Here is a 26,284-nt window from a genome sequence, read left to right as displayed (position 1 = left end):
GATTTCCACGCCTTCGCCCGAAACGGCGGGTACTTCTCAGCCACGGAAAGCCATCGGGCCACGTAACGAGCGTTCTCTGTCCTAAAGTGCCGTTCATGAGCGCCGACACCGACCAGACACGACCCCGTGCCGACACCGCCTCCGTGACCAAAGCGGTCGTGCCGGCGGCGGGACTGGGCACCCGGTTCCTGCCCGCCACCAAGGCCACCCCCAAGGAGATGCTGCCGATCGTGGACAAGCCCGCGATCCAGTACGTCGTGGAGGAGGCCGTCGAGGCCGGGCTCCATGATCTGCTGATGATCACCGGGCGCAGCAAACGCTCCATCGAGGACCACTTCGACCGTGCCTACGAGCTCGAGGAGGCCCTGGCGGCCAAGGGCGAGGAGGGCAAGCTCAGGTCGGTCCGTGAGTCCAGCGACCTCGCCCAGGTCCACTACGTCCGCCAGGGCGAGCCGCGCGGCCTGGGGCACGCGGTGCTGTGCGCGCAGGCGCACGTGGGCGACAACCCCTTCGCGGTACTCCTCGGCGACGACCTCATCGAGTCCGCGGACCTGCTCCGTCGCATGATCGAGGTCCGCGAGAACCACGGCGGCAGCGTCGTCGCGCTCATGGAGGTGGAGCCGGAACAGGTCTCCCTCTACGGCTGCGCCGCCGTGGAGACCACCGGTGAGGACGACGTCGTCACCGTCACCGACCTGGTCGAGAAGCCCTCCCCGGAGCAGGCCCCGAGCCGGTGGGCGATCATCGGCCGCTACGTGTGCGACCCGGCGGTCTTCCCGGTCCTGCACCGCACCCCGCCCGGCCGGGGCGGCGAGATCCAGTTGACCGACGCACTCAAGGAACTGGCCCGCACCAGCCCCGATGAGGGCGGGGGCGTACGTGGGGTCCTGCTGCGCGGCAACCGCTACGACACCGGTAACAAGGCCGACTACATCCGCACCGTGGTCGAGTTCGCCTGCCGCCGGCCGGACCTCGCAGACGAGCTCCTGCCCTGGCTGCGCGACTTCGTGGAGCGGCAGGAGCGGGCCCGGGTCTGACCCGGCCGGCGGGGTACGGGCCCGGCGCCGGGGAGCGTCCCCGGGCCGGACACCGGCGGGCGGATCCGGGACGTCTGCTCCGGGGGTGGTCACAATGGGACCGGAGAACCCTCCCGTGACGGGTGGGCCGCTCCCAGCGTGTACACGATCCGGAAGGTCCTCATGAAGAGCGTCGAACAGCACATCTCCGATCTTCTGGGGTTGGTCACCACCCTCGAAGCGACCGAGTTGGACCTGCTCAAGGCACAGGGGACGGTGCTCGCCGCGCCGATCGTCTCCCCGGTGTCCCTGCCCGGCTTCGACAACTCCTCCATGGACGGGTACGCCGTCCACGCGGCCGACCTGGCCGGGGCCAGCGCCGAGGCCCCGGTCAGCCTGCCCGTGGTGGCGGACATCCCGGCGGGCGATCCCGACCCCGCCGCGATCCGGCCCGGCCTGTGTGCCCGGATCATGACCGGCGCACCGATGCCCACCGGCGCCGACGCCGTCGTCCCCGTGGAGTGGACCGACGGCGGCGCGGTCGACGTGCGTATCGACCGCCCCACCCGGCCGGGCAGTTTCGTCCGCCGCCGGGGCGAGGACGTCGAGGAGGGTGCGACGGTGCTGCGCGCCGGGGTCCGGATCGGCGCCGGTGAGATGGGTGTCCTGGCCGCGGTCGGGCGGCGCTCGGTCCCGGTCCGCCCCCGCCCGCGGGTGGTGGTGCTCTCCACCGGCGAGGAGCTGGTCGAACCGGGGCGCCCCCTCGGGCCGGGCCAGATCTACGAGTCCAACAGCTACATGATCGCCGCCGCGGCCAGGGACGAGGGCTGCGAGGTCCACCGCCACGGGTTCGTCGGCGACGACCCGGCCACCGTCTGGGACACCCTCGAGGGCCTCCTGGTCCGCGCCGACGTCGTCGTCACCACCGGCGGCGTGAGCATGGGCGTCTACGACGTGGTCAAGGAGGTGCTGACCCGGCAGGGCACCGTGGAGTTCACCCAGGTGGCCATGCAGCCGGGCAAGCCCCAGGGGTTCGGAACCATCGGTCCGGACAAGACCCCGATCCTCACTCTCCCGGGCAACCCGGTCAGCGCGTTCGTGTCGTTCCACCTGTTCGTCCGGCCGCTCCTGCGCAGACTCCGCGGCCTGCAGCCGAACCCGCTCCCGAGCGTGCGCGCCCGGCTGACCACGCCGGTCAGCTCGCCCCAGGGCCGCCGTTCCTACCTGCGCGCCGTGCTGGCGGGTCCCGCCGCCGGCGACGAGGTCCCCACGGTCGCCCCGGCGGTGCGGCAGGGCTCGCACCAGCTGTCGGCCCTGGCCGACGCCAACGGGCTCCTGGTCGTGCCGGAGGAGGTCACCGAGCTCCCGGCGGGTGCCCTGGCGGAGGTTCTGGTCCTGCCCGATCGCTGACCGGCGGGCGCACTGTCGCAGCGTGGGAGTACGGTCTTCGTGGGACACCTCACCCCGTGTCCCCGCGGTCGGCCGTACCGGTGAGCCGCGAGTCCGCCCAGACAAGACGAACCCTGACAAGACGATGAGTGGCAGCACGAAGATGACCGACACCCCACAGCCGGAGTCCCACCCTTCCGGTCTCACGCACCTCGACGAGTCCGGCGCCGCGCGCATGGTGGACGTCTCCGGCAAGACCGTCAGCGCCCGCACCGCCACGGCCACGGGTCGGGTCCTGCTCTCCCCGGTGACCGTCGCCGCCCTGCGCGACGGCGAGGTCCCCAAGGGCGATGCCCTCGCGGTCGCCCGGATCGCCGGGATCCAGGGGGCCAAGCGCACCCCCGACCTCGTGCCGCTGTGCCACCCGATCGCCGTGCACGGGGTGGACGTGGACCTGACCGTCGTGGACGACGGCGTGGACATCAGCGCCACGGTGCGCACCGCGGACCGCACCGGGGTCGAGATGGAGGCGCTCACCTGCGTCATGACGGCTGCTCTCGGGCTGGTCGACATGGTCAAGGCGCTCGACCCCGAGGCCGAGGTCACCCGGGTGCGGGTGGAGGAGAAGACCGGCGGCAAGAAGGGCCACTGGAGGCGCGGTGAGTGAGCCCGCGGGCGAGCCCGGTCCGAAGGGTGCGGGCTCGGCTGGGCCGGGGCCGGGTGAACCGGTGCGCCGGGTCGCGGTGGTGACCGCCTCCAACCGGGCGGCCGCCGGGGTCTACCCGGACCGCTCCGGTCCGGTGATCGTCGAGCGGCTCCAGGCCATGGGCTTCGCCGTCGTCGGCCCCTGGGTGGTGCCGGACGGCGAGCCGGTGGCCGAGGCCATCGAACGGGCCCTGGCCGAGCGGGTGGACGCGGTGCTGACCACAGGGGGCACCGGGCTCACCCCGCAGGACCTCACCCCCGAGGCGACGCGCCCACTGCTCATCCGGGAGATCCCCGGGATCCCGGAGGCGCTGCGCGCGGCGGGCCGGGACAAGGGCGTGCCCACGGCGATCCTCTCCCGAGGGCTGGCCGGGATCGCCGAACGTTTCGGACACCGCGCGCTGGTGGTCAACCTGCCCGGTTCCAGAGGCGGTGCGCGTGACGGGATGGCCGTGCTGGAGCCGGTTCTGGGCCACGCGATCGACCAGCTCCGAGGCGGGGACCACCCTCGACCCGAATGACACCGAAGAATGACCGGAATCACATCCCGGGCATTCCGGAGACAGAGAATTCCTTGACCTTGTGTCGGTTTTCGGTGCAGGAGTGAATGGAGTTTGGAATCATCCGATTCTCGTGTGGTGGGGGTGACGCCCGCCACCTCACGTCCGCGGAGTGGAATACTGGGACACGTCACCGACAACGGGCGCACCGCGCGCACGAAGGCCGGTGCCGCGACCGCGCTGGGCGGTCCCGAGGGCCTGGGAAGGACGGACGTGAATCGCAGGCAGAGGTGGCCCGTCACCCTTCAGGAGGGGCCGATCGCGCTTCGCCCTCTGCGCCTTCGCGACGCCCCCGTGCTGCGGGACACCCGGGCCCGCAACGCCGAGTGGCTGCGGCCCTGGGAGCCCACGTATCCCGAGATGCCGCTGCGGACCACCGGGCTCACGCCCTACGTCGCGATGATCCAGGCGATCCGCCGAGAGTCCCGGCAGGGGCTGTCGATGCCGTGGTCGATCACCTACGAGGGCCGCTTCGTCGGTCAGCTCACCGTCGGCGCCATCGTGTGGGGTTCGGCCAGGTCCGCGCAGGTCGGGTACTGGGTCGACAGCGCCTACGCGGGGCGCGGGATCACCCCGACCGCGGTCGCCCTGGCGGTCGACCACTCCTTCTTCACCGTGGGACTCCACCGGATCGAGGCCAACATCCGCCCCGAGAACCGTGCCAGCAGACGCGTGGTCACCAAGCTCGGATTCCGGGACGAGGGGGTGCGCAGACGCCAGCTCCACATCGACGGGGCCTGGCGGGACCACATCTGTTACGCGCTCACGGCGGAGGAGGTCCCCCAGGGCGTGCTGCGTCGCTGGTACGACGGAGCGTCTTCCGGGCCGTCCGAGGAGGGTGGTTCCGGCCCTGATTCCGGTTTGGGGCCACAGGACCCGAACGGTGGCGGTGATCCGCGCGATCCGGCGAGCCCGCACCCGGGATCGAACTGAACATGGCAGCATCACGGATGCGTTCGGAGCTTAAACATCGATTTAAGCACAATGATTCATTACTTTGCGTTGAATTGGCACTGCGCTCCGCAGTCAGTGTCTGACCTGGTTTTTCGCGCGGGAGGGTGTGACGACCGAAACTGAAGGTCCACAATCTTGCGACACTCCGGTCGGAATGTGGCGCATTTATGGACACGGGGTCGTACCGTGCGGAACATAGACGCATTGACGATGCGGGCAACGCGTGGATATGGCGCACGGGAATCGATCCGGGTCCTACGGGGGCCAGGAACGATGTCCAGCCGGAGGACGTCTCTACTTCCGGGAGTACGTCCAGCCACACGCGGGGCGGTGTCGACGAGGTGTCGACCAACGTTCAGTGGCCGTCATCGTGAGGAGGGGTGATGAGCAGCTCTCCTCTGTACCTGGCCATCGTGGTGGTCTGGCTCATTGTCCTCGTCCCGATGCTGCTGCGGAAGGACTCCGTGGACACCGTCCACGAGGACGTCCGTCGTGAGGACGACGAGGCGGAGGCCCCCGAGGCCGACGAGACCGATGTGGAGTCCGAGCACGGCGCGGAGGGCCTCTCAGGCGACTCGGGCGACCCGGATCTCACTGAGACCCAGGTGATCACCCGTCCCGCCGTCAGCGGCGAACACACGGCCGAGGAGGAGGCTCCGCCGCGGAGCCGCTCCGCCGCGGAACAGGTCACTCGCCCGAGCCGCGAGCCCCGGTCCCGTGTCATCGCGCGTCGGCGCCGTCGCACCACCGTGCTCACCCTGCTGAACGTCGCCACCGTCGTTGCGGTCGCCTTCGGTCTCGGTCCCTGGTGGGTGATCGCGCCGCCGGTCCTGCTGCTGGCCGGGCACGTGGCCCTGCTCCGCGAGGCCGCCAAGGCCGACGCCGAGCTCCGCCAGGCCCAGGCCAGGGCGCGCCGACGGGCCGTCCTGCGGGCCCGCCGGGCCGAGGCGGAGGAGGCCCGCGAAGCCGAGCGGGAGGCCGAGGTCATCGCCTTCATCGAGCGCCGCAGCCAGGTCTACGACCAGTACGCGGACGCCCGTCTGAGGGCCGCCGGAGACTGACTGGGAGGAGTCGGTTCGGACCATCCGAACTTTCCTGCTAGTGTTTAACTCGTCTTCAGGGGCTATGGCGCAGTCCGGTAGCGCACCTCGTTCGCATCGAGGGGGTCTGGGGTTCAAATCCCCATAGCTCCACTTCACTCCGAGACGACTCTGCTCGGGGGCCTTCGGCCTCCTCGCGGGGTCGTTTCGTCGTTTCACCTGGGGGCGACCCCCAGAGCCCCCCGCAGGCTCCGAGACGACTCTGCTCGGGGGCCTTCGGCCTCCTCGCGGGGTCGTTTCGTCGTTTCACCTGGGGGCGACCCCCAGAGCCCCCCGCAGGCTCCGAGACGACTCTGCTCGGGGGCCTTCGGCCTCCTCGCGGGGTCGTTTCGTCGTTTCACCCGGGGGGCCCGAGCTCCCCGAAGAAGCAGTAGAAGGGCCCAGTTCATCGAACTGGGCCCTTCTGTGTTCCCTGAGTGCTCTGGTCCTCGTCGGACGGAGTACTGCTGTTCCCTGGTGCGGGCGGTCGTCCGGACCGGAGCCCCGAGTGTCACCGGCGAAGCGTCTATCCCCTGCGGCGGGGTGACCGGTGTAGGGCCAAGCGTACCCGCGAAAGCTTCGGAACTCCTGTGAAACAAGGCGTCACTTGCATCCCCCTGAATCTATACATCGGAAACTTTCCGGCGTATAGTTATCGGCATGGCAGACGGATACCACCACGGGAACCTGCGGGCCGCCGTTCTGGCGCGGGCCGCGGAGGTCATCGAACAGGAAGGCCCCTACGCCTTCAGCCTGCGCTCGCTCGCGGCTGACCTCGGGGTGAGCCACACGGCTCCGAGGTACCACTTCGGGAGCCGGGAGGGCGTACTGAACGCGCTCGCCACCGAGGGCTACACCGAACTGGCCGACCGGCTGCGGGCCAACCGGGAGTCGGACGGCGGGTTCCTGGAGTCCGGGGTCGAGTACGTGCGCTTCGCCACGGAGTTCCCGGCCCATTTCCAGGTGATGTTCGCGCCGACCCTGCTCGACGAGAACGATCCCGAGCTCTTCGCGGCCCGGAGCGCGGCCTTCGGTGAGCTCAGCTCCGGAGTGGAGTCCCTGGCCCTGGAGGGGCGCCCGGTGGAGGACGCGGCCGCCGGTCTGGTGGCCGGGTGGGGGATCGTGCACGGCATCGCCACCCTGGCGCTCACCGGGAACCTGGACAGCTCCGGGGTCAGGGCCCTGCTCGGGGACGCCGACCTGCTCACCATCACCCGACGCAGCGCCGGACTTCTGTTCGGAGCTTCGGGGCCCCCTACCGAACCAGCACAGGAGTAAGCCATGTCAGCGGCAGCACTCATCTCGTCCGGGGTCATCCTGCTCACCGTGGTCGGTATCGCCTACGGGGGAACCTTCCTGCTCCGAGTGGTCAACGGCGCCTTCCCGGCCAACGAGCTGCAGCGCTCCTACTTCCGCGCCGGGCACGCGCACGCCGGTGTCCTGGTGATCCTCGGCCTGGTGGTGCGCCTGCTGCTCGACCAGCCGACGGTGCCGGAGTGGGGGCGCTCGCTGGGCGACCTGGTGCTCGTCGCGGCCATCCTGATGCCCGCCGGGTTCTTCCTGTCCGTGGTCGGCCGCGACCCCCGGGCCCCGAACCGCCTGAAGGTCCTCATCTACCTGGGCGCGGCGAGCCTGGTCGTCGGCCTGGTCGCCGCCGGGGTCGCGCTCATCGTGGGCGGGGCGGCCCTCAGCTGACGCTCCGGACGCCCCGGTCGTCACTGGCCTGCGGTGATGGCGTGGGTGCTCTGCGGGCTTGGCCTCAATATTGGTTGAGGTGTTCCTCTTGGGTGCGTTCCTTCCCCGAAGCAGAAAGAGAGCGCATGGAGACCCCACCCCCGGGAACTCCCGGGAACGCCTCCGCCGTGGCGCCTGCCCGGCCCTCGCCGCTGACCCTGCCGGTGGTCCTCGCCGGGGTCGTGCTCGTGGCGATGTCGATCTCGGGCACCGCCGTGGCACTGCCCGACATCGGCGCCGACCTCGACGCCTCGGGTGCACCTCCGCACTGGGTGGTGGTTGGCTGCAACCTCGCTTTCGCGTCCACAGCGCTCTTCGCCGCCGGGCTCGCCGCCTCGGCACTCAGCGCCTCGAGCCTCGCCCTGGACGTCGCACGGGTCGTCTCCGGCGCGGGCGGGGCGGGTGTCATGGCCGCAGAGGAGCGATCCTGGCCGCCGAGTACGCGGGCCGGGTCGCCTCCGGGCACCTCTCGACGGACGGCGCCGTGCGTGAGGTTGAGGCCCTGACCTGGTCGTGGCACATGACCCAGGTCGGTGTCGCACTGTTCTGCCTGGTGCTGTCCGTTGTGGTCGGTTGCCTGATCCTGCGGGGGGCGTGAGAAGAGCGCGTCCTGAAAGGTACTGAACAGTACTGCCCTTAATGAGCGTCCGAAATTGGCCCCTCTGGGGGTGCGGGGACGAACTTCCCAGAGGTTCCGAGTTTCCTTGTGAACACACAGAGTCACTGTACGTCTTGTGGTGATACGTCAGAGAAGCGTGGTTCTGTGATGGTTTCTACGGACTTGTCCGCGCGGGGAGGCTCCCTGTCACGTCGAAACATGCCTCGGGGGTGCCTTCGCGCCAGGGATTTGAGCTGTTTCGCCAGCGCTCAAACCACAATAGCGATATGATCACTCTCTGTTATGTCGGAGTTCTGTGATTTTGCTCCACGTCAGTCTTGTTTTTGCAGGTCACCGGGGATGGTGTGTTTGGCGTGGAGTAATGGGAACTTGCCTGAACTGCGACGACAGTGACCTTGGTGAACTTTCTCGGGTTCCCGATGCAACCTTTGGTCGAAGGGCGGCCACGGGATGACGAATATTCGACGGCGGGTCTTGTGAAGCCTGTCGGGATAGGACATCTTAGTTGCGGGATGGGCCGGAGACATCGAAAGAAAGGTGGATGCCATGACCATGCACGCGAAGGCCACGCGCAAGAACAACGGCTGGAGCTGGTGGTAGCCAGCGCGCGCTGACCGTTCTTCCGAGAACTCAGGCGACCAGGAGGGCCCGTTCGACTTCGTCGGCGGGCCCTTTCCTCACGCCCGGACGGGGCGCGGCCGAGTCGGAGGGCGCCTCGGGGATTTGACCGATGACCCCACCGGGTAGGAGCCCGTTACGACAGCGGGCCCGCTGCGACAACAGCACAGCCAGGTCCGGACCGACCGTGAAGGGGCGGCAACAGCCGTGTCCGACTCCCCTCAGTACCCAGGTGGCTACGAGTACCCGGAGGAGCCCGAGCCGGAGGGCGGGTACGGCCGCCCGCCGATGCCGCGACCGGCCCCTGAGCCGGCCTCCGAACCGGCCTCCGAACCGGCCCCCGAATCCGGGCCGGGGCAGGGGAGACCGCCGGGCCGGTCCGGCCCGGCCCGGCGGGGCGAGCACCCCGTGGCGGCCGAACGGTTCCGGCGCACGACCAGGGCCAGGAGCAAGTCCATCCAGGCCGAGCGGAGCAGGGGCTTTTGGCGCCTGGGCACGGGGACCGTCTTCTACGTCATGGTCGTCGGCGGTATGGCCGACTACGTCGAGCCCGCCGTCCGGGTCGGTGCCCACCTGGTGTTCTGGGTGCTGATCGGGCTGGCGTTCCTGATCGCCGCGGCGCGCGAACGCCGCCACGACTGGGCGCCCAGGCCCCGGTGGCCCTGGACGGCCGCGGCCCTGGGCGGCGCGGTGGCGGTGGAGGTGCTGTTCCTGGCCTTCGGCTCGCCCGCGATCATCATCGGAGCGGTGATCCTGCTCGCCCTGGGCGCGTTCTTCCTGATGCTGGTGGGATGACAGCGTCACCGCAGGTCAGGTGCGTATGAGGGAAACCGGGGGAAGAGGGCTCAGGTGGCCTCGTCATCGAAGGGCGGGCGCTTCCCGTTCAGCCGGGAGGCGGGCTTCTTCTCCGGTTCGTCCTCTTCTTCCCAGAAGTGCTTCTGGATGAAGCGCTTGGGGTTGAGGTCCTGGACGTCGAAGTCCTTGTACTCCGGGCCGAGCCCCTCCTTGATGTCGTTGGAGGCGGAGTTGGCCATGGTGCGGAGCTGGCGCAGGACCCGGCCGACCTGCTGGGCGGCCTTGGGGAGCTGGTCGGGGCCGAAGATCAACAGAGCGAGCAGGAGGAGGAGGATGAACTCTCCTCCGCTGATGCCGAACATGTTCCATCCTCGCTCTTGGGGTACCGACCGGCTTAGAGCAGGTTAACCGGTATCGCCGGGCTTGGGTAACCGTGTCCCACCCAGTGTCCGAAGCGCTGCCTGGGCGCCGCTCGCGCGTCACCGAACCGGGCCTCGAACGGCTCTGGTCCGGGCCTGAGCCGCGGTCGGGACCGGACGCGAACCAGCCCCCCGCTCGGCGAGCGGAGGGCTGGGAAACGCACGTATGACGGTCAGACCGCGCGCACGTCCGCCGCCTGCGGGCCCTTGGGGCCCTGGATGATGTCGAACTCGACCTTCTGGTCCTCTTCCAGGTTCCGGAAGCCGGTACCCGCGATCGCCGAGTAGTGCACGAACACGTCGGGCTGACCACCCTCGACGGCGATGAACCCGAAACCCTTCTCAGAGTTGAACCACTTCACGGTGCCCTGAGCCATGTGCTCTCCCTTGGGGACTACGGCGGGACCGCACCCTGCTGGTCCCGGGTCGCCGGGCGCCGGACCGACGAAGGGTAATCCCAAATCGACAAGCGCCCACGTGAAGTTCCGCGAGGCGCCTCGGGCATCCATGGAAACAACAACAGCAACCAGTTGCAGACAGTACCAGGGGAGTGCCGATCTGCCGAGACTTTTCCGGCCAGAATCCGAACTCTCCGAGTGTCCTGTTTCGGCTACTCGAAACTGTTGCTTTCCAGCCCTTCTGCCACTAATGGAGATGTGTTCCGGGGAACGGATTTCCTCCGTTCCCCGGAGAGGTGCCGGCACGGGTCCCGAGAGAGAACCCGAGAAGCCCCGGGAGAGGCCGTGGGGGTCAGGACGACGCGTCCCGGCCGTAGATCCACACGTCGAACCAGAGCCGGTCCCGCCAGATCTCCTCCGGGAGCGGATAGGCCGACAGCACCGGGTAGAGGTAGGCGAAGTGGGCGATGATCAGCAGCACCACCACACCGAAGACCACCCCGCCCAGCGCCCGCAGATAAGGAGCGAAACGCGGGCTGTCCTCGCCGGCGCCCATCACCAGCCCCAGCATCAGCACAATGGCCAGCACAAGGAAGGGCAGGATCGGCAGCGCGTAGAACAGGAACATGGGCCGGTCCGGGTAGGCGAACCAGGGCAGCCAGCCCGCGGCGACCGCGAGCAGCACCGCGCCCGCGCGCCAGTCGCGGAAGGTGACCCACCAGCCGAACATCACGATCACGGCGATGATGCTGACCCACCAGATGATCGGGGTGCCGATCGACACCACCGAGGTCACACAGTTCCCGGTGTCGCACCCGACGGCCTGGCCGTCGTAGTGGAACATCACCGGGGTGCGCATGATCAGCCATTCCCACGGGGCCGAAATATAGGAGTGCTCACTGGACAGATTGGAGTGGAAGTTCATCATCCGCGAGTGGTAGTCCGCCAGACTCCACAGCGCCTCCATCGGGGCGCTCATGAAGTTCGGCAGCCACGCGGGTGCCATACCGTCCGCGAAGTCCCGGTTGTAGCCGCCCCGGGTGAAGAGCCAGCCCGACCACGAGACCAGGTAGACGACCCCCGCCACCACCACGGTCTGCACGAACGCCGGAACGGCGTCGAAGCCGAGCCAGCGGCCGAACGGGCGCTGCTGGCCGACGCTGCGCCGGGCGCCGTAGTCCCAGGCCACGGTGAGCAGACCGAAGGCGGCCACGAAGAACAGGGCCGACCACTTGGTGCCGATCGCCAGGCCGAAGCACAGCCCCGCGGCCAGCCGCCACCACCGCATCCCCAACCAGCCGACGGTGGTGAGGCTGACCCCGGCCTCCCCGAGCCGGACCAGCCGTTCCCGAGTCTTGTCCCGGTCGATCACCAGGCAGGTGAACCCGGCCAGGATCCACAGGGTGAGGAAGATGTCCACCATGGCGATCCGGCTGAGCGTGAAGTGCAGGCCGTCCAGCGCCAGGATGAGACCGGCCGTGCAGCCGAGCAGGACCGAGCGGGTCATCCGGGTGGCGAGCCGGACCAGGATGAGAACGGAGATCATCCCGGCCAGGGCGGAGGCCACCCGCCAGCCCTCGGGGCTCACGGCCGTACCGAAGGGCATGATCGAGTACAGCCAGTCGCCGAGCGCGATCATCCACTTGCCGACCGGCGGGTGCACGATGAAGTCGCCCGCGCCGGTCCAGATGTTCGGGTCGCCCTGACTCAGCATCCGGTCCGAGTCGTCCAGCGAGTCGTGCTCGTACCCGAAGTTCCAGAGCGCGTAGGCGTCCGTGGCGTAGTAGGTCTCGTCGAAGTAGATGCGTTCGGGCTGGTTGAGGTTGAAGAACCTCAGCGCGCCGGCGAAGAGCGCGACGACGGCGGCGCCCAGCCACCCCAACCACCAAGGGCTGGGCGGGCGGGGCGCGAGGCGGGAACGGAGTGTCGGCGGCTGGGCCGCGGCCGGGGGGTTCGAGGGCGCTGCCTCGCTGTGAAGTGCGGTGCTGGTCATCTCGGCTCGTAGGTTGGGGTCAGAGATGGGGTCCGTTGCGGACGGGCCGCGAAACCGGGTTTCGGGTGGCGCGATAGTGCCAACCGTAGCGCGACAGGACGGGGATCACAGTGGTTGAGGTTGTGGATGGGACGCAGCGGGTCGGGAGGCTGGTCCTGGCCGGGTTGCCCATCGGGAACCAGGAGGACGCGCCGCCCCGGCTGCTGCACGCCCTGGAGGGCGCGCGCGTGATCGCGGCGGAGGACACCCGCCGGTTGAAGCAGTTCGCCTCGCGTTCGGGCATCCGGTTGGGCGGGGAGTCCGGGGCCCGAATTGTTTCTTACTACGACCAGAACGAGACCCGCCGGGGCGAGGAGCTCCTCGGCGACCTCAGGAGGGGCGAGGAGGTCCTGGTCGTCACCGACGCCGGGATGCCCGGGGTGTCCGATCCCGGCTACCGCCTGGCGGCGGCCTGCGCGAACGAGGGGATCCCCGTCACCGCGATCCCGGGGCCGTCGGCGGTGACCACCGCCCTGGTGGTCTCCGGACTGCCCACGGACCGATTCTGCTTCGAGGGCTTCCCGCCGCGCAAGGGCCTGAAGGGGTATCTGGACGAGCTCGCCGACGAGCGCCGCACGATGGTCTTCTTCGAGAGCCCGCACCGGATCGCCGCCACCCTGGAGGCGATGGCCGCCGCCTTCGGCGCGGACCGCCGGGCGGCGGTGTGCCGCGAGCTCACCAAGACCTACGAGGAGGTGCGCCGGGGCGGTCTGGGCGAGTTGGCCGGATGGGCCGCGGAGGGGGTGCGCGGTGAGATCTCGGTGGTCGTGGAAGGCGCCCGCCCCAGGGCGGAGCGCACCAGCGACGCCGACCTGGTGGCCGCGGTGGCCGGACTGGAGGACGAGGGAGTGCGCCGAAAGGAGGCCATCGTCCGGATCGCCAAGGAGACCGGGGTGCCCAAGCGCCGTGTCTACGACCTCGTGCACGGGGTCGTGGAGGTGGGGTCAGGGGAAGCCGAGTAACAGTCCGTCGACCGCTGGAACCTTTCCGTTCCGTGGGCGTCGAACCCGGTAACAACCCGCGACAGGAACGAGGATCTCCCCATGCGCAGCGAACTCTTCCAGCAGGCTCGGGAAACCCAGCAGCCCGGCATGCACCTGCAGAACCACAAGATGCTGAGAGTGGGCCTGAACGGCGAGTTCTTCGCCCGGCAGGGTTCCATGGTCGCCTACCAGGGGAACATCGACTTCTCCTACCAGGGCGCGGGCAGTGTGGGGAAGTTCTTCAAGAAGGCCTTCACGGGGGAGGGCCTGCCCCTGATGCGGGTGTCCGGGCAGGGGGACGTCTTCCTGGCCCGGGACGCCTGGGACGTGCACCTGGTCGACCTGGAGGGGGAGTCCCTGACCGTCAGCGGAGAGAACGTGCTGGCCTTCGAGCCGACCCTGGAGTGGGACATCCGCCGGGTCCAGGGCGCGGGGATGACCGCGGGAGGTCTTTTCAACACGGTTTTCACCGGTCGGGGGCGGCTGGCGATCGCCTGCCACGGAACACCCGTGCTGCTCAACGTCGACCAGCCCACCTTCGTGGACACCGACGCCGCCGTCGCCTGGTCGAGCTCGCTGCAGACCGGCATTCGCAGGTCCTTCAAAGCTGGCGCCCTCATCGGGCGCGGCAGCGGCGAGGCTTTCCAGCTGTCCTTGCAGGGGCAGGGTTTCGTGCTCGTCCAGGCCTCGGAGGGCGCCCCGACACCCGTACAGGCCGGCTGAGCCGTAGGAGTTCCGCCAACAGAGGGAGGGCCCCGGCCCGCGCACCACGCGCGGACTGGGACCCTCCCTGTTTCGCTCTGACGGACGCGGTGTCTAGACGACGGCCCCGTCGTCGTTGTCGCGGGCGGCCTTGGCGGCCACCTTCTGCTTGGCCTTGCGCTCCTTGAGCACGTGCGGAGCGGGCGTCTTGTCCCACTTCTGCAGCCAGATCGCCAGCGGAACCGCGACGAACACCGTGGAGATCACACCGGTGGTCAGACCGACCAGCATCGCGATGGAGAAGTCCTGGAGCGATGAACCGCCGAAGAAGGTCAGGAAGCCCAGGATGATCAACGCACCGACGGTCGTGTTGACCGTACGCGGCAGGGTGTTGACCACGGCCCGGTTGGCGATTTCCTTGAACGAGGACTTGTCGTCCCTCGCCCACTCGTCCCGGACCCTGTCGAAGACCACCACCGTATCGTTGACAGTGAAGCCGATGACGCTCAGGATCGCGGCGAGGAAGACACCGTCGATGGGCTTGCCCAGCCAGATGAACAGGCCGATGACCAGCACCATGTTGAAGGCCAGCGACAACATCGTGGAGACACCGAAGGACCAGCGGAAACGCCAGGCCAGGTAGACCATCTGCAGGGCCAGGGCCGCACCGAGGGCGATCAGGGCCTTGTTGCGCAGCTCGTCACCCATGCTCGGGCCGATCAGCTCGTCGCTGACCAGCTCCACACCGCCGGTCGCTTCGTCCAGGGCGTTGGCCACGGCCGCTGCCTCCGGATCGGAGATGTTGCCGGTACGCACGGAGATGTCGCCGTCACCGGCCTCCTGCACCACCGCCGTGTCCGAGCCCGCGAAGTCCAGGCCGGAGATGACCGAGCGCGCCTCGTCCACCGAGATGGGCTCGTCGCCGGTGATCTCGTACTCCAGGACCCGTCCGCCGGTGAACTCCACACCCAGGTTGGTGTCCCGGACGAACGGGGCGGCGATGGCGGTGAGCACCACCAGTGCGGCGACGACGAGGCCGACACGGCGGTAGTCCATGAGCTGCGGGTTCTTCTTCACCAGCCAGGCGCGGACCCGGCCGATCTTGCCGATACCCGTGATGGCGGGGTGCTTCTTGATGACCGCGCGGCGCACGGCCCACTCGACCAACACGCGCGCGATGATCAGCGCGGAGATCATCGAGGCGACGGTACCGATGCTCAGCGTGACGCCGAAGCCCTGCACGGTGCCGGAGGCGAAGAAGAACAGCAGACCGGCGGCGATGAACGTGGTGACGTTGGTGTCGAGAACCGCGCTCCAGGCCTTCTGCGTTCCCTGGACGAAACCCTTCTCCAGGCTCGGCGGAATCGCACGGCGGCGACGGCGGGCCAACGCGCCCGTCTCGGGCCTGGCGGCCTCGGCGTCGGTGGCGTCCTGCATCCCGGCGGACTTGTTCGCCTCGTACGTCTTCTGTTGTCGCTGATACTCCTCACGCGCGCGTTCGAAGATCAGCACGTTCGCGTCGATGGCCATACCGATCGCCAACACGAAACCGGCCAGACCCGGCAAGGTGAGTGTGGCCCCCAGCGCGACCAGCGCACCGTAGGCGATCAGGGTGTAGAAGGCCAGCGCGATCGAGGCCAGGAAGCCCACGAGCCGGTACACCAGCGTGATGTACAGGGCGGTGAAGGCGATACCCAGGACCGCGGCGATGGCGCTGGCCTGGATGGCGGCGGCACCGAGGGTCGGGCCGACCGTCTGGCGCTGCACCTCGGTGACCGGCAGCGGCAGCGAGCCGCCCTCGATCAGGACGGCGAGCTCGTTGGCGCTCTCGCTGGTGAAGTTCGCGCCGCTGATGGTGGTCTGGCCGCCGGCCATACCGGACTCACAGCCGGTCTCCTCGGTCACCTGCGGGGAGGAGATGATCTGGCCGTCCAGAACGATCGCCACGCGGCGCTTGGGGTCACCGATCGGGTTGCAGGCGGCCTCGCCGGTCAGCTCGCGCCACTGCTCGCGGCCCTCGCCGCGGAAGCTGACGTTGACGACCCAGGAGGCGCGGTTGACGCTGTCGAGCGCGGCGTCGGCGCTGGAGACGCGGTCGCCCTGGATGGCGGCCTCGCCCAGCTGGAGCATCTGGCCCTCGTCGTCGGGCAGCGTCATCGCGACGTCGGCGGGGTTCTCCGCCGGGGCTCCGCCGGGTGCCTGGGGCATGCCCTGGTCGCCACCCATGCCTTCGAGGAGCGCCTCCATGTCCAGCTCGTCCGGGGAGAGCTGGCCCTCGCCCTCCGCGGGGGCGCCGTCCTCACCGTCGGCGGGAGCACGGGCCTCGTCCGCGGGCGGGTTGGCGAAGTCGGGGGCCTGCACACCCTGGCCGCCCGGGTCGCCGACACCGAGCACGGGGTGGAAGGACAGCTGGGCGGTCTGGCCGACGATCTGCGCGGCCTCCGCCGGGTCCTGCACGCCCGGGAGCTCGACGATGATCCGGTTCTCACCGGAGCGCGACATGGTCGCCTCGGCCACACCGAGGCGGTCGATGCGCTGGCGCAGCACCTCGACGACCTTGTCGGTGTTCTCCGAGTTGGCCTCGGTGCCGTCGGTGCCGTCCTGGGTCTCCAGGACGATCTGCGTACCGCCGCTGAGGTCGAGCCCCAGCCGCGGTGGGATGAACCACGCCGCGCCGAACGCGACGAGAATGACAAGAAGGGAGATGAGCGCGCGTGTCCAGCGCGCCCCGGCTCCCGTTTGACTGGACAAGGGGTGAACCTCTCACTGCGGATGGTGGGTACCGGTCGCGTGCCCGGATGCTCAGGGCAGGGGGGTGCGTGGTGCCGGTCCCGGCACCTTCGGGGTGCGGGGAGGCGGCCTACCGGGATGGTCAGACGATGGTGTGCGCGGTGAGAGGTGGTGCCCGGGTGGGCGGCAGCCCCTCCGCTTCGACCCGTTCGGGAACGGGGTCGTGGTGCGGGAGGGGCAGCGGCCACCAGGGTTGGTCCCACACCGCCAGGCGCAGCGCGCACGCGGGGACGGTGTCGGGCAGGTCCCGCAGCACCGAGCGCTGGTCGCAGGTGGAGGCGGGCGGCCCGAGGGCGACCGTCTGGGATCCGAGGTAGGGGCGCGCTTCCTCCGTCGCCTCGTGGGCGGCGGTGTCGCGGCCGTCGTCGGAGCTGTTCGCGGCCGCGTCGTCGTGGACGGAGGCACCGCCGTGCGCGGACGTGTCCGCGGGGACGGTGACACCGCCGTGCGAGGGCAGGGCCACGGTGTCCCTCTCCCCGGAGAGGCCGACGGCCACGGGGAAGGACAGGATGACCAGCAGGACCACGCTGGTGATCAGCGAGCTGGTCCGCAGGGCAGGACGGGGTACGGCACGGGTAACCGTGGTGACCACCGCCTCAGGGCCGGGTAGAAGGGTCCTGCTGACTCCGGCCGGTGCCCCGGTGACACACGGCCTCGTGTTGCAGAGCATACGGGTACGCACCGGTCCGGGGGAATCGTGCGGTCGGCCCTGTGGACAACCCGGCGAACGGACGATTCCGCGGACCAACCCGCGGAGCCCTCTGGTGCTCGGACACCCCGGGCCACCTTTAGTCTTGTGTCATGTCGTCGAATCGCCACATCCTGACCGCGGTCGCCTGGCCCTACACCAACGGCCCGCGCCACATCGGCCACGTCTCCGGTTTCGGAGTCCCCTCGGACGTCTTCTCGCGCTTCCAGCGAATGTCGGGGAACAACGTGCTGATGGTCAGCGGCACCGACGAACACGGCACCCCGATCCAGGTGCTCGCCGACCAGGAGGGCGTCACCGCCCGGGAACTGGCCGACCGCTACAACCGGATCATCGCCGAGGACCTGGTCGCGCTCGGTCTGTCCTACGACCTGTTCACCCGCACCACGACCGGCAACCACTACTCCGTCGTCCAGCAGCTGTTCACCACGCTCTACGACAACGGCTACGTCTTCACGCGCACCACCCAGGGCGCGCGATCCCCGTCCACCGGCCGTACGCTGCCCGACCGCTACATCGAGGGTACCTGCCCGATCTGCGGTTTCGACGGCGCGCGCGGCGACCAGTGCGACAACTGCGGCAACCAGCTCGACCCGATCGACCTGATCTCGCCCCGCTCCCGGATCAACGGCGAGACCCCGGAGTTCGTGGACACCGAGCACTTCATGCTCGACCTGCCCGCCTTCGCCGAGGTCCTCACCGAGTGGCTCAAGGGCAAAGAGGGGGAATGGCGGCCCAACGTCCTCAAGTTCTCGTTGAACCTGGTGGAGGACCTCCAGCCGCGCGCCGTCACCCGTGACCTCAACTGGGGCGTGCCCATCCCGCTGGAGGGGTGGAGCGACAACGACGCCAAGCGCGTCTACGTGTGGTTCGACGCGGTGATCGGCTACCTGTCCGCGTCCATCGAGTGGGCCCAGCGCGTCGGTGAGCCCGAGGCCTGGCGCCGCTGGTGGCAGGGGGACGCGACCGAGTCCTTCTACTTCATGGGCAAGGACAACATCGTCTTCCACTCGGTCATCTGGCCCTCGATCCTGCTCGGGGCGAGCGGCAAGGGCAACGGGGGCGGTGAGGCCGGTCCGCTGGGCGAGCTGAACGTGCCCACCGAGGTGGTCTCCAGCGAGTTCCTCACCATGGAGGGGCAGAAGTTCTCCTCCTCGCGCCGCGTGGTGATCTACGTGCGCGACTTCCTGGAGCGCTACTCCGCGGACGCGCTGCGCTACTACATCATGGCCGCGGGCCCGGAGAACCAGGACACCGACTTCACCTGGGCCGAGTTCGTCCGGCGCAACAACGACGAGCTGGTGGCGGCCTGGGGCAACCTGGTCAACCGTTCCATCTCCATGGCGGCCAAGAACCTCGGCGAGATCCCCGCCGCGGGCGAGTTGACCGACGAGGACCGCAAGGTCATGGACGCCTCCCGGGAGGCCTTCGCCACGGTCGGCGCCCGCCTGGAGAAGTCGCAGTTCAAGGCGGGCCTCCAGGAAGCCATGCGTACCGTCGCCGAGGCCAACAAGTACATCTCCGACCAGGCTCCGTGGGCACTCAAGAAGACCGACCCGGAGCGCATGGCGACCGTCCTGCACGTGTCCCTGCAGCTGGTCAGCGACGCCAACACCCTGCTGACGCCGTTCCTGCCGGAGTCGGCCAACAAGGTGTACGCGATGCTCGGCGGCACCGGGACCTGGACCGGCATGCCCCGCATCGAGTCCGGCCACGACACCATCGGCGGCTCCGAGGAGAAGGTGGACTACCCGGTCATCACCGGTGACTACGCCGACAACGACGCCCGCTGGGAGTCGGTCCCGATCGTCCCGGGCACCCCGCTGAGCCGCCCGACCCCGCTCTTCACCAAGCTCGACCCGTCCGTGGTCGACGAGGAACTGGCCCGCCTGGCCGGCGAGAGCGAGTAGACAGGCGACGAACGCCGAAGCGGGCCTCGCGGTCATGTCGACCGGGGCCCGCTTCTGTGTCTGAGGCGCTCTGGCATCAGCGGTTCATGGCCAGGCTCCGCAGCGCGGTCAGAGCCTCGGCATCATCGATGATGATGTGGGCACGGGGTTTCTCCCGTATTCGAAGCATCACGTGAAAGACATCCGCGAACGGTTGTTCATGCAGGGCCGCGAGAACCTTCTGAGCCTCTGTGGCGCGTCCTCGACGAGACAGCACGTGTGAGTCGCGCAACATGGATACAGCCCTGATGAACGCGCCCGCACGCCCTAGTTCGAGTTCGGAGCGGTTCAGCCTGAGCAGGTCGATGGTGTGTATGCCCCGGGGGGTCAGACCTCGATACCGGCCACTGGCCAGGCGGAGTTCCAGGTGTTCATGTGGATCCTCGGCGGTCGGATCGATCAACAGCGGATCACCGTGCGGGTCCCGAAGGAAGGTGTCACCTTTCGCTTGACTGTTGCAGCGAGAACAGGCCAACAGGTGGTTAAGCCAGTCGTAGGTGCGGAGCGGTGCGTGGGACAGGGGTTCGAAGTGATCGACGTCAGTGCCCACGTTTTCGCCGCAGTACATGCACCGGTCCAGGCCGGCGGCCATCTTCGCCAGCTCAGCGCGTAGCTGGTCACGAAGGCCACTGGCGCTTTTCCAACGTTTGCGGGCCACGTCGGTCGTGGCTTCGTCCCTTGCCAGATTTCGGGTTCGCCGATCCAGGCTGGACTGGACCCGCGGCGGCAGGGTTCCGCGCGACAAACGGATCACGTCACTCCGCCTCGAACTGTGAGGCGATCTCGCGGACACGTGTGATCGGTGAGCTGGTCAAAGCCCGCCTCAGCGCCACATATTCTTTCTCGTCTCTTTCTGTTGCTTCGCCTGTCAAAACACGCGACTCAAGCTCAGAAAGCAGTTCACGCTTCTCATTGGCGCGGTCCGAATACGGGGAGTCGATGCCGAAGAGCTCTGTGAGGAGTGCATCGTCGCCACTGCCGTAGACGATACGCTGGTACAGATCCTCAGAGACGACCCGGGGTGCTTCCTCTTCGTTGACTCCGGGAAGTCGGATGAGGCCTCCCGGGTCAGCGCTCTGGCAGATGTAAGGGCTGTGCGAAGAGACGATGAACTGGATGTTCGGGAAGTGCTTCTTAAGCCATCCACCAATAGCCTTTTGCCAGCTCACGTGTAGGTGGACGTCGATCTCGTCGATGAGTACGACTCCGGGCATGACGACGACAGGACGGTTGCCGTCGTCCTCGGCAAAGACTTCCTCGCCCCCGGCCCAGTGAAGTTGCCTTACCAAGTCGAGAACCAGAGCAGCCACTGTCCGATAGCCGTCACTCACCTCACGGAGAGCGCTTGTCTTTCCGCTGTGCTTCACCCACAGGCCATCGGCGTCCACGTGGGAGACCTGGAACCCGTCAGGGAGCAGCCCGTCATTCAGGATCCTGAAGACGAAGTCGAGCGGTGCTTCGGGTAGGGAACCACCCTTCTGCCGCAAGAGCAGATCTTTGAGCCACTGGACGCTTTCAGCGAGGGATACATCCTCATCGAACAGACTGGCCAGGCGAGCCACAGGACCGTTGTTCAGTGTGAGCCGCTGAGCTGCGGTCGAGCCCCCCTCCAAACGTCGGAATGGTCCGTATCCGGCGACGTACCATCCGCTGGTTTCCTCGGACCAAGGACCACGGTCCGGAGACTTGCTCCCCTTCCCCCGCGATGTGTTGGAAGGGCCGGATACCTGCTCCCTCAGCTGCCGGTCGGTGTCTACCCTTCTCCAATGGAGGGCTCCGGAAAAGCTCTCCTGAGGACGTCGTCCCTGGGTGAACTTGTCCCAGTGATTGTCTGGGTGGATGGTGATGGTGACGTCGCCCGTAGGTGCGTCATGCGAGACCCAGTGACCGAAGTCAGGTACGAGGTGACGTGCGTAAGAAGGCCCCACCAGACCCAGAGCGATCGCGCGCAGCAGAGTCGTCTTTCCCGAGCCGTTGCGTCCGGCGAGAACGGTCCAGCTCCCCTGGCCGTCCTTGGGCAAGGGGAACTCCAGGTCCTGCACCGCGCGGGGGCCGTGGAAGCCACGGATGCCGTCGACGCTGATTCGCTCGATGTACAAGTGGGACTCCGCGGGTCGGTCTACGTGTGTCGTGATTCCCACCCTAGACCGGGCTGTGCGCTGGGACCGGGGCCTTTGCGGCCCGCCTAGAATCACCACGGCGGAACAGCACGACAACGGGGGCATGACATGGGTAAGCGCAGTGGCAAGGCGGTCAAGGAGCGCAACGCGCAGACGCCGCCTCCGGCACCCGAGGGCCTGCGGGTCGCGGTGGCCGACAGCCACACCCACATGGACATGCAGACCCCCGAGGTCGACGAGATCATCGCCGCCGCCGAGGCCGTGGGGGTGACACCGCTCGTACAGGTGGGGGTCGACCTGCCCTCCTCGCGCTGGGCGGTGCAGATCGCCGAAGCCCACCCCGGCAAGGTGTGGGCCGCGGTGGCGCTGCACCCGAACGAGGCCCCGCGGGTGGTGCACGGCGACGGCGCCGAGGGTGTGGAGGCCGACGACACCGACTGGACGGAGAAGGCCCGTCCGGCCGGCGGGATCGAGGCTCTGGAGGCCCAGCTCGCCGAGATCGACGCGCTGGCCGCCCTGCCGCGGGTGGTGGCGGTCGGTGAGACCGGGATGGACACCTTCCGCACCGGGCCGGAGGGCGCACGCGCGCAGGAGGAGTCCTTCCGCCGCCACATCGCCATCGCCAAGAAGCACGGCAAGGCCCTCATGATCCACGACCGCGAGGCCCACGAGGACGTGCTGCGGGTCCTGGCCGAGGAGGGCGCTCCGGAGCGGGTGGTCTTCCACTGCTTCTCCGGTGACGCCGACATGGCCCGGGTGTGCGCCGAGCACGGCTACTTCATGAGCTTCGCGGGCAACGTCACCTTCGCCAGCGCCGAACCCCTGCGCGAGGCCGCCAAGGTGGCCCCGCCCGAGCTGGTGCTGGTGGAGACCGACGCCCCCTTCCTCACTCCCAAGCCCTACCGGGGCCGCCCCAACGCCCCGTACCTGATCCCGCTCACGCTGCGCGTGCTGGCCGAGACCAAGGGCATGGGCGAGGACGAGTTCGCCGGGATCGTCGCGGACAACGCCCGCAGGGCCTTCGGTTGGTGACCGCGTGGTGAGGATCTCCCACAGATCCTCCTGATTCCGTTTCCGCCCGGTCGTGTCGCTTACCTGGCCCGATCCGGTCACTGAGGCCTGCCCCGGCCCCACCGGGCCCTAGGATGCCGCTTATGCCTGCCTTCCTCGCGGCCCACGCGGCCATGTTCCGCGCCTGGGCGATCGTCATCGCCATCTCCCTGGTCTACGTGGTGCTGGGTGGCGTGGCCGCCCACTACCTTGAGCTCTCCTGGTGGTGGGGGCTGGTGCCGGCGGCCGTCATGCTGGTCTTCGGCGAGATCATCGTGTTGGCCGTGGGGGACCACCCCCTGGGCGGCCGCGAGTGCGTGGAGCTGACCCGTGACACCGACCCGCGCCTGCACGAGGTGCTCGACCGGCTGTGCGCCCTGAGCGGTCAGCCCCGACCGGAGCTGCGGCTGCTTGACCTGGACAGCGCCAACGCGTTCACCCACGTCGACCGGGAGGGCCGGGCGGAGATCTACCTCAGCGCCGACCTGGTGACCGAGCTGGACACCCCCGAACTGGAGGCGGTGCTGGCGCACGAGATGGCGCACATCGCCCACCGGGACGAGCGGATGCTGAACTTCGTCCTGGGGATGACCCGGTGGCCGCTGTACCTGCCGATGGCGATCATCCCCTTCATGTGCTGGTTCGACGACAAGTTCGTCGAGATCGCAGACCGCTACGGCCGGGTCCTGGAACCCCTCATCGCCGAGGACGACAGGGAACCGCGCTGGGAGGACGAACCCCGCAACCGGGACGAGCTGCTGCACCGTGTACGGACCCAGCCCGTGCTCTGGGCCCTGAAGTCCGTCCGCATGGTTGTGATCGTCGTGTCGTCGCTGATCCTGCTCCCCCTGCTCCTGGCCGGCGCGGTGCTGGTGATCCTCGGGCTCCCCGGGGCGTTCCTGTTCAACCAGCAGCGGGAGCTGGCCGCGGACCGGGCCGCCGCACAGCTCACCGGCGCGCCCTCCACGCTGGCCGCCGCGCTCGACCGGCTCCAGTCACACCATGACCGGATCCCAGCGAAGGACCTGCGCGCGAAGAGCGTGTCCGCCCTGGCGATCATCCCGATCGATGGAAAGGGCGGAGGGTGGTTCTCCACCCACCCGCCGCTGTCCAGGCGCATGGACCGCCTCGGCGACCAGGCCCGGAACCTGGACCGACAGCGGTCGCGCCCGGCCCGTCAGTAGCCGCGTTTGCGGCGGGCCGCCTCACGGCCGTGGCGGTCGTTCTTCTTCCATTCCTTGCGGCGTTCGGCGCGGAGCCGGGCATCGCCGCGGGACCGGTTCCACTCGGCCTCGCGGCGCAGCTTGTACCAGCGCTCCAGACGACGGGTGTCCAGCTCCCCCTCGTCCACCGCGGCGTTGACCGCGCACCCCGGCTCGTCGCCGTGGGCGCAGTCCCGGAACCGGCACTGCTCGGCCAGTGCGTTGATGTCGGCGAAGGTGCGGTCCACCCCGCTCTCGTCACCGGGCACGTCGATGCGGCGCACCCCGGGGATGTCCAGGAACAGCGCGCCCCCTGGCATGGGGATCAGCTGCCGGTGGGTGGTGGTGTGCCGCCCTCGCCGGTCCTCGCGGATCGCGCCGGTCTCCATGACCGTCTTCCCGGCCAGGGCGTTGAGCAGGCTCGACTTTCCAGCGCCCGAAGTGCCGAGCAGCACCCAGGTGGCCCCGGGGCGCAGCCGTGCGGCCAGCTCCTCCAGGCCCAGACCGGTGTGCGCGCTGACGGTGTGCACGTCGGCGCCGGTGGTGACGGACTCGACCAGTTCGACCACCTCGGGCAGGCGCTCACCGGCGAGTTCGGCCTTGGTGATCGCGACGATGGGTGTGGCCCCGCTGGTCCAGGCGAGGCTGAGGAAGCGTTCCAGGCGGCCCACGTTGGGCCCCTGGTCGGCGGCCTCGCAGATCAGGACCGCGTCGATGTTGGCGGCCAGGACCTGGTCGTGGGAGTCCTTGGCCACGCCCTGGCGGACGAGGGTGCCCGAGCGCTCCAGGACGGCCTCGACCAGCCAGGTGTCGCCGGAGCGGCGGACGGCCACCCAGTCCCCGCTGGTCGGAGCGGTGGCGGGATCGGTCTCCGCGGCCTTGCGGACGGCCGGGGCGAGTGAGGCGGTCTCGTGCTGGGGGAGACGGACGCCCACGGCTCCCCGGCGGGCCTCGGTGACCCGTGCGGGGAGCAGGACGTGTGTCGAGTGCCGGGCTGCGGCGTCGAAGGCCGTCTCGACACGGGGGTTCCAGCCGAGCCCGCTGAGCGGGTGGCCGAAGGTGTTCTCGGACATGCTGGTGGTGCTGTGCTGACTCACTGTGCTCTTTCGGTAGAGCGCGAGCCGGTGCCTGGGGCTGGTCGAACGCGACCTACGGCTCGCTGACGACGGGAAGACGGGTGTGGGAACCAGGCGTGGTGCAGGCCATGGCGTGCTCCTCTCGTCAGCGGCCGGCGCGGACCGCACGGCACGCACCGACACTAGGACAGGGCCCGTGGTCGGTGCCAATGGTTTTTCGAGGGTTCCTCGGATGCCGACGGGGAGCCTCCGGCCGGAGGCTCCCCGTCGGGGCTGGCCGTTTCGCTCAGGTCGCGCGTCGGGCCCTGCGGCGGTGCACCGCGAAGGCGGCGCCACCGGCGATGGCCAGCACGGCGGCCATGGCGGCCACAGCGGCGACCGCGCCGACGTCGTCGTTCGGGTCGGCCCCGGCGGAGCCATCGGCCCCGGCGGAGTCGGAGTCATCGGCCCCGGCGGAGTTGGTCCGCATGGTCTCGCTGATCCAGTCGGCGTAAGCGGGCGCACTGGTGTAGAGGCCGGGGCCCTGCGAGCACGGCACGTCCGGGGCGCCGGGCCCGGAGGTGACGCCGATCAGCTCCCAACGGCCGTCCCGGCCCTCCCGGACCTGCGGCCCGCCGGAGTCCCCGAAACACGCCATGGCCTCGGGCACGGTGGTGATGGTGCACAGCCGGGTCCGGTCCGCCCAGCCGGGGGCGCACTCGGACTCGTCGCCCCTGCGGGTGTTCAGCTCCTGGAGCCGGTCCGGGAAGTCGAACCCGGTGTCCACGGTGGTGCCGAACCCGATGAGCCGGGTCGCCGTGCCGGGCTCCCCGACCTGAGCGGCGATCGTGATGGGCTCCTCGGTGACCGGTCGGTCCAGGAGGATCAGCGCCATGTCGTTCTCGTTGGCGACCACGCTCTCGCCGTTCACGTAGTCGGGGTGGACGAAGGCCTGGTCGATCTTGCGGACGGTGCCGCCGGACTTGCGTTGGTCGCTGCCTACGCGCACGATGCCGTCCAGCTCAAGGCCGTCGCCGCTCACGCAGTGGGCCGCGGTCAGCACCCACTCCTGGTCGATCAGCGACGCGCCGCAGTTCCCGTCGAGGAGGCCGTACTCGGGAGCCGACGCCGGGATGGCCGCCATGAACGGGTACTCCTCGGTGGAGTTCGACCCGTTGACGATGGCTCCGGCGGTCCCGGTCATGGTGAGGGTGCAGGCGGTGGCGAGGGCACCGACCACAGCGGTCTGGAGCACACGGCGGCGCGGCGGAGTGAAGCTGAACACGGAGAGTTCCCTTGTGCTTGGTGCTGGTGTGTTCAGCTTCGTCGCTCGTCGTCCGTCGAACCATGCGGGTGGCAACCCGGTCGGTGGTGGAGCCGGCTCCACCACCGAGACGGGAGCGGTC

Annotated in this window: 24 protein-coding genes and 1 tRNA gene; 16 read left to right on the top strand and 9 right to left on the bottom strand. The window is 69.1% G+C overall.

All coding sequences use genetic code 11. The features are described from left to right. Positions 1-95: 95 nt before the first annotated feature. The 11 genes from galU (at position 96) to NE857_RS30015 (ending at position 9,469) form a co-directional block, all read left to right on the top strand. Complete coding sequence (galU, locus tag NE857_RS30065) at positions 96-1,037, top strand: UTP--glucose-1-phosphate uridylyltransferase GalU (RefSeq protein ID WP_254418668.1); 942 nt, start codon at positions 96-98, stop codon at positions 1,035-1,037. A 162-nt stretch (positions 1,038-1,199) separates the two neighbouring features. Next, a complete protein-coding gene (gene glp, locus NE857_RS30060; protein ID WP_254422148.1) occupies positions 1,200-2,426 on the top strand; it encodes a molybdotransferase-like divisome protein Glp in 1,227 nt (408 codons plus the stop codon). Between the two features lie 142 nt (positions 2,427-2,568). Continuing rightward, positions 2,569-3,072, top strand: a complete 504-nt coding sequence (gene moaC, locus NE857_RS30055) for a cyclic pyranopterin monophosphate synthase MoaC (protein WP_017582450.1) — start codon at positions 2,569-2,571, stop codon at positions 3,070-3,072. A gap of 61 nt (positions 3,073-3,133) precedes the next feature. After that, positions 3,134-3,631 carry a MogA/MoaB family molybdenum cofactor biosynthesis protein gene (locus NE857_RS30050; RefSeq protein WP_254422147.1) on the top strand — a complete coding sequence of 166 codons (498 nt, stop codon included), beginning with the start codon at positions 3,134-3,136 and terminating at the stop codon, positions 3,629-3,631. A gap of 252 nt (positions 3,632-3,883) precedes the next feature. Beyond that, on the top strand, positions 3,884-4,603 hold the full coding sequence (locus NE857_RS30045) for a GNAT family N-acetyltransferase (RefSeq protein ID WP_254418667.1): 720 nt from the start codon (positions 3,884-3,886) through the stop codon (positions 4,601-4,603). Positions 4,604-5,007: 404 nt separating this feature from the next. Then, entirely contained in the window at positions 5,008-5,685 is a 678-nt protein-coding gene (gene sepX, locus NE857_RS30040) for a divisome protein SepX/GlpR (protein ID WP_254418666.1), read from the top strand. A gap of 58 nt (positions 5,686-5,743) precedes the next feature. Next, positions 5,744-5,817: transfer RNA gene (locus NE857_RS30035), tRNA-Ala, on the top strand. Positions 5,818-6,363: 546 nt separating this feature from the next. Then, on the top strand, positions 6,364-6,981 hold the full coding sequence (locus tag NE857_RS30030; RefSeq protein ID WP_254418665.1) for a TetR/AcrR family transcriptional regulator: 618 nt from the start codon (positions 6,364-6,366) through the stop codon (positions 6,979-6,981). A gap of 3 nt (positions 6,982-6,984) precedes the next feature. After that, positions 6,985-7,398: a hypothetical protein gene (locus NE857_RS30025; RefSeq protein WP_254418664.1), complete on the top strand. Its 414-nt coding sequence runs from the start codon at positions 6,985-6,987 to the stop codon at positions 7,396-7,398. 125 nt (positions 7,399-7,523) lie between these two features. Then, entirely contained in the window at positions 7,524-7,943 is a 420-nt protein-coding gene (locus tag NE857_RS30020) for a hypothetical protein (RefSeq protein WP_254418663.1), read from the top strand. Positions 7,944-8,881: 938 nt separating this feature from the next. Then, complete coding sequence (locus NE857_RS30015; RefSeq protein WP_254418662.1) at positions 8,882-9,469, top strand: hypothetical protein; 588 nt, start codon at positions 8,882-8,884, stop codon at positions 9,467-9,469. 50 nt (positions 9,470-9,519) lie between these two features. On the opposite strand, the gene NE857_RS30010 is transcribed toward NE857_RS30015, so the two are convergent. The 3 genes from NE857_RS30010 to NE857_RS30000 all read right to left on the bottom strand — a co-directional run bounded on the left by NE857_RS30010 (position 9,520) and on the right by NE857_RS30000 (position 12,279). Then, positions 9,520-9,831 (bottom strand): sec-independent translocase, encoded by a 312-nt coding sequence (locus NE857_RS30010; protein ID WP_017582458.1) that lies wholly within the window; start codon positions 9,829-9,831, stop codon positions 9,520-9,522. Between the two features lie 230 nt (positions 9,832-10,061). Further along, a complete protein-coding gene (locus NE857_RS30005) occupies positions 10,062-10,265 on the bottom strand; it encodes a cold-shock protein (RefSeq protein WP_017543917.1) in 204 nt (67 codons plus the stop codon). A 373-nt stretch (positions 10,266-10,638) separates the two neighbouring features. Next, positions 10,639-12,279: a dolichyl-phosphate-mannose--protein mannosyltransferase gene (locus NE857_RS30000; protein ID WP_254418661.1), complete on the bottom strand. Its 1,641-nt coding sequence runs from the start codon at positions 12,277-12,279 to the stop codon at positions 10,639-10,641. A gap of 110 nt (positions 12,280-12,389) precedes the next feature. On the opposite strand from NE857_RS30000, the gene rsmI reads away from it, so the two are divergent. Next, complete coding sequence (rsmI, locus tag NE857_RS29995; RefSeq protein ID WP_254418660.1) at positions 12,390-13,280, top strand: 16S rRNA (cytidine(1402)-2'-O)-methyltransferase; 891 nt, start codon at positions 12,390-12,392, stop codon at positions 13,278-13,280. An 81-nt stretch (positions 13,281-13,361) separates the two neighbouring features. Further along, positions 13,362-14,024 (top strand): AIM24 family protein, encoded by a 663-nt coding sequence (locus NE857_RS29990; RefSeq protein ID WP_254418659.1) that lies wholly within the window; start codon positions 13,362-13,364, stop codon positions 14,022-14,024. Positions 14,025-14,117: 93 nt separating this feature from the next. Here the strand turns inward: NE857_RS29990 and secD are convergent, their stop codons facing one another. After that, a complete protein-coding gene (gene secD, locus NE857_RS29985) occupies positions 14,118-16,754 on the bottom strand; it encodes a protein translocase subunit SecD (protein WP_254418658.1) in 2,637 nt (878 codons plus the stop codon). Between the two features lie 121 nt (positions 16,755-16,875). Beyond that, a complete protein-coding gene (locus tag NE857_RS29980; RefSeq protein ID WP_254418657.1) occupies positions 16,876-17,385 on the bottom strand; it encodes a hypothetical protein in 510 nt (169 codons plus the stop codon). Positions 17,386-17,594: 209 nt separating this feature from the next. Here NE857_RS29980 and metG point away from each other — a divergent pair, with 209 nt between their 5' ends. Continuing rightward, on the top strand, positions 17,595-19,412 hold the full coding sequence (gene metG, locus NE857_RS29975; protein ID WP_017582464.1) for a methionine--tRNA ligase: 1,818 nt from the start codon (positions 17,595-17,597) through the stop codon (positions 19,410-19,412). Positions 19,413-19,488: 76 nt separating this feature from the next. On the opposite strand, the gene NE857_RS29970 is transcribed toward metG, so the two are convergent. Both NE857_RS29970 and NE857_RS29965 read right to left on the bottom strand, forming a co-directional pair. Continuing rightward, positions 19,489-20,205 (bottom strand): HNH endonuclease, encoded by a 717-nt coding sequence (locus NE857_RS29970; RefSeq protein ID WP_254418656.1) that lies wholly within the window; start codon positions 20,203-20,205, stop codon positions 19,489-19,491. A gap of 1 nt (position 20,206) precedes the next feature. Next, on the bottom strand, positions 20,207-21,550 hold the full coding sequence (locus NE857_RS29965; protein WP_254418655.1) for an AAA family ATPase: 1,344 nt from the start codon (positions 21,548-21,550) through the stop codon (positions 20,207-20,209). A 129-nt stretch (positions 21,551-21,679) separates the two neighbouring features. Between NE857_RS29965 and NE857_RS29960 the strand changes: the two genes are divergently transcribed. Both NE857_RS29960 and NE857_RS29955 read left to right on the top strand, forming a co-directional pair. Beyond that, positions 21,680-22,603, top strand: coding sequence for a TatD family hydrolase (locus NE857_RS29960; protein WP_254418654.1), 924 nt, complete (start codon positions 21,680-21,682; stop codon positions 22,601-22,603). A 122-nt stretch (positions 22,604-22,725) separates the two neighbouring features. Next, positions 22,726-23,805 (top strand): M48 family metalloprotease, encoded by a 1,080-nt coding sequence (locus NE857_RS29955; RefSeq protein ID WP_254418653.1) that lies wholly within the window; start codon positions 22,726-22,728, stop codon positions 23,803-23,805. On the opposite strand, the gene rsgA is transcribed toward NE857_RS29955, so the two are convergent. Together rsgA and NE857_RS29945 are read right to left on the bottom strand one after the other, a co-directional pair. Beyond that, positions 23,799-24,896: a ribosome small subunit-dependent GTPase A gene (gene rsgA / locus NE857_RS29950; protein WP_254418652.1), complete on the bottom strand. Its 1,098-nt coding sequence runs from the start codon at positions 24,894-24,896 to the stop codon at positions 23,799-23,801. The two genes, NE857_RS29955 and rsgA, sit on opposite strands and share 7 nt — an antisense overlap. A 289-nt stretch (positions 24,897-25,185) precedes the next feature. Next, positions 25,186-26,163, bottom strand: a complete 978-nt coding sequence (locus NE857_RS29945) for a S1 family peptidase (protein ID WP_254418651.1) — start codon at positions 26,161-26,163, stop codon at positions 25,186-25,188. Positions 26,164-26,284 lie beyond the last annotated feature (121 nt).

Source organism: Nocardiopsis exhalans (assembly GCF_024134545.1).
Lineage (GTDB): Bacteria > Actinomycetota > Actinomycetes > Streptosporangiales > Streptosporangiaceae > Nocardiopsis > Nocardiopsis exhalans.
Note: the sequence above shows the minus strand (reverse complement) of the source record. Positions and strands in the feature narration are given on the sequence as shown.

Excerpts from the sequence above, each read along its gene's own strand:
- NE857_RS30025 (WP_254418664.1), top strand. The coding sequence starts at position 6,985 with ATGTCAGCGGCAGCACTCATCTCGTCCGGGGTCATCCTGCTCACCGTG.
- NE857_RS29960 (WP_254418654.1), top strand. The coding sequence starts at position 21,680 with ATGGGTAAGCGCAGTGGCAAGGCGGTCAAGGAGCGCAACGCGCAGACG.
- NE857_RS30030 (WP_254418665.1), top strand. The coding sequence starts at position 6,364 with ATGGCAGACGGATACCACCACGGGAACCTGCGGGCCGCCGTTCTGGCG.
- moaC (WP_017582450.1), top strand. The coding sequence starts at position 2,569 with ATGACCGACACCCCACAGCCGGAGTCCCACCCTTCCGGTCTCACGCAC.
- NE857_RS30020 (WP_254418663.1), top strand. The coding sequence starts at position 7,524 with ATGGAGACCCCACCCCCGGGAACTCCCGGGAACGCCTCCGCCGTGGCG.
- NE857_RS29990 (WP_254418659.1), top strand. The coding sequence starts at position 13,362 with ATGCGCAGCGAACTCTTCCAGCAGGCTCGGGAAACCCAGCAGCCCGGC.
- glp (WP_254422148.1), top strand. The coding sequence starts at position 1,200 with ATGAAGAGCGTCGAACAGCACATCTCCGATCTTCTGGGGTTGGTCACC.
- NE857_RS29955 (WP_254418653.1), top strand. The coding sequence starts at position 22,726 with ATGCCTGCCTTCCTCGCGGCCCACGCGGCCATGTTCCGCGCCTGGGCG.
- sepX (WP_254418666.1), top strand. The coding sequence starts at position 5,008 with ATGAGCAGCTCTCCTCTGTACCTGGCCATCGTGGTGGTCTGGCTCATT.
- galU (WP_254418668.1), top strand. The coding sequence starts at position 96 with ATGAGCGCCGACACCGACCAGACACGACCCCGTGCCGACACCGCCTCC.
- NE857_RS30010 (WP_017582458.1), bottom strand. The coding sequence starts at position 9,831 with ATGTTCGGCATCAGCGGAGGAGAGTTCATCCTCCTCCTCCTGCTCGCT.
- NE857_RS30005 (WP_017543917.1), bottom strand. The coding sequence starts at position 10,265 with ATGGCTCAGGGCACCGTGAAGTGGTTCAACTCTGAGAAGGGTTTCGGG.
- metG (WP_017582464.1), top strand. The coding sequence starts at position 17,595 with ATGTCGTCGAATCGCCACATCCTGACCGCGGTCGCCTGGCCCTACACC.
- NE857_RS30000 (WP_254418661.1), bottom strand. The coding sequence starts at position 12,279 with ATGACCAGCACCGCACTTCACAGCGAGGCAGCGCCCTCGAACCCCCCG.
- rsgA (WP_254418652.1), bottom strand. The coding sequence starts at position 24,896 with ATGTCCGAGAACACCTTCGGCCACCCGCTCAGCGGGCTCGGCTGGAAC.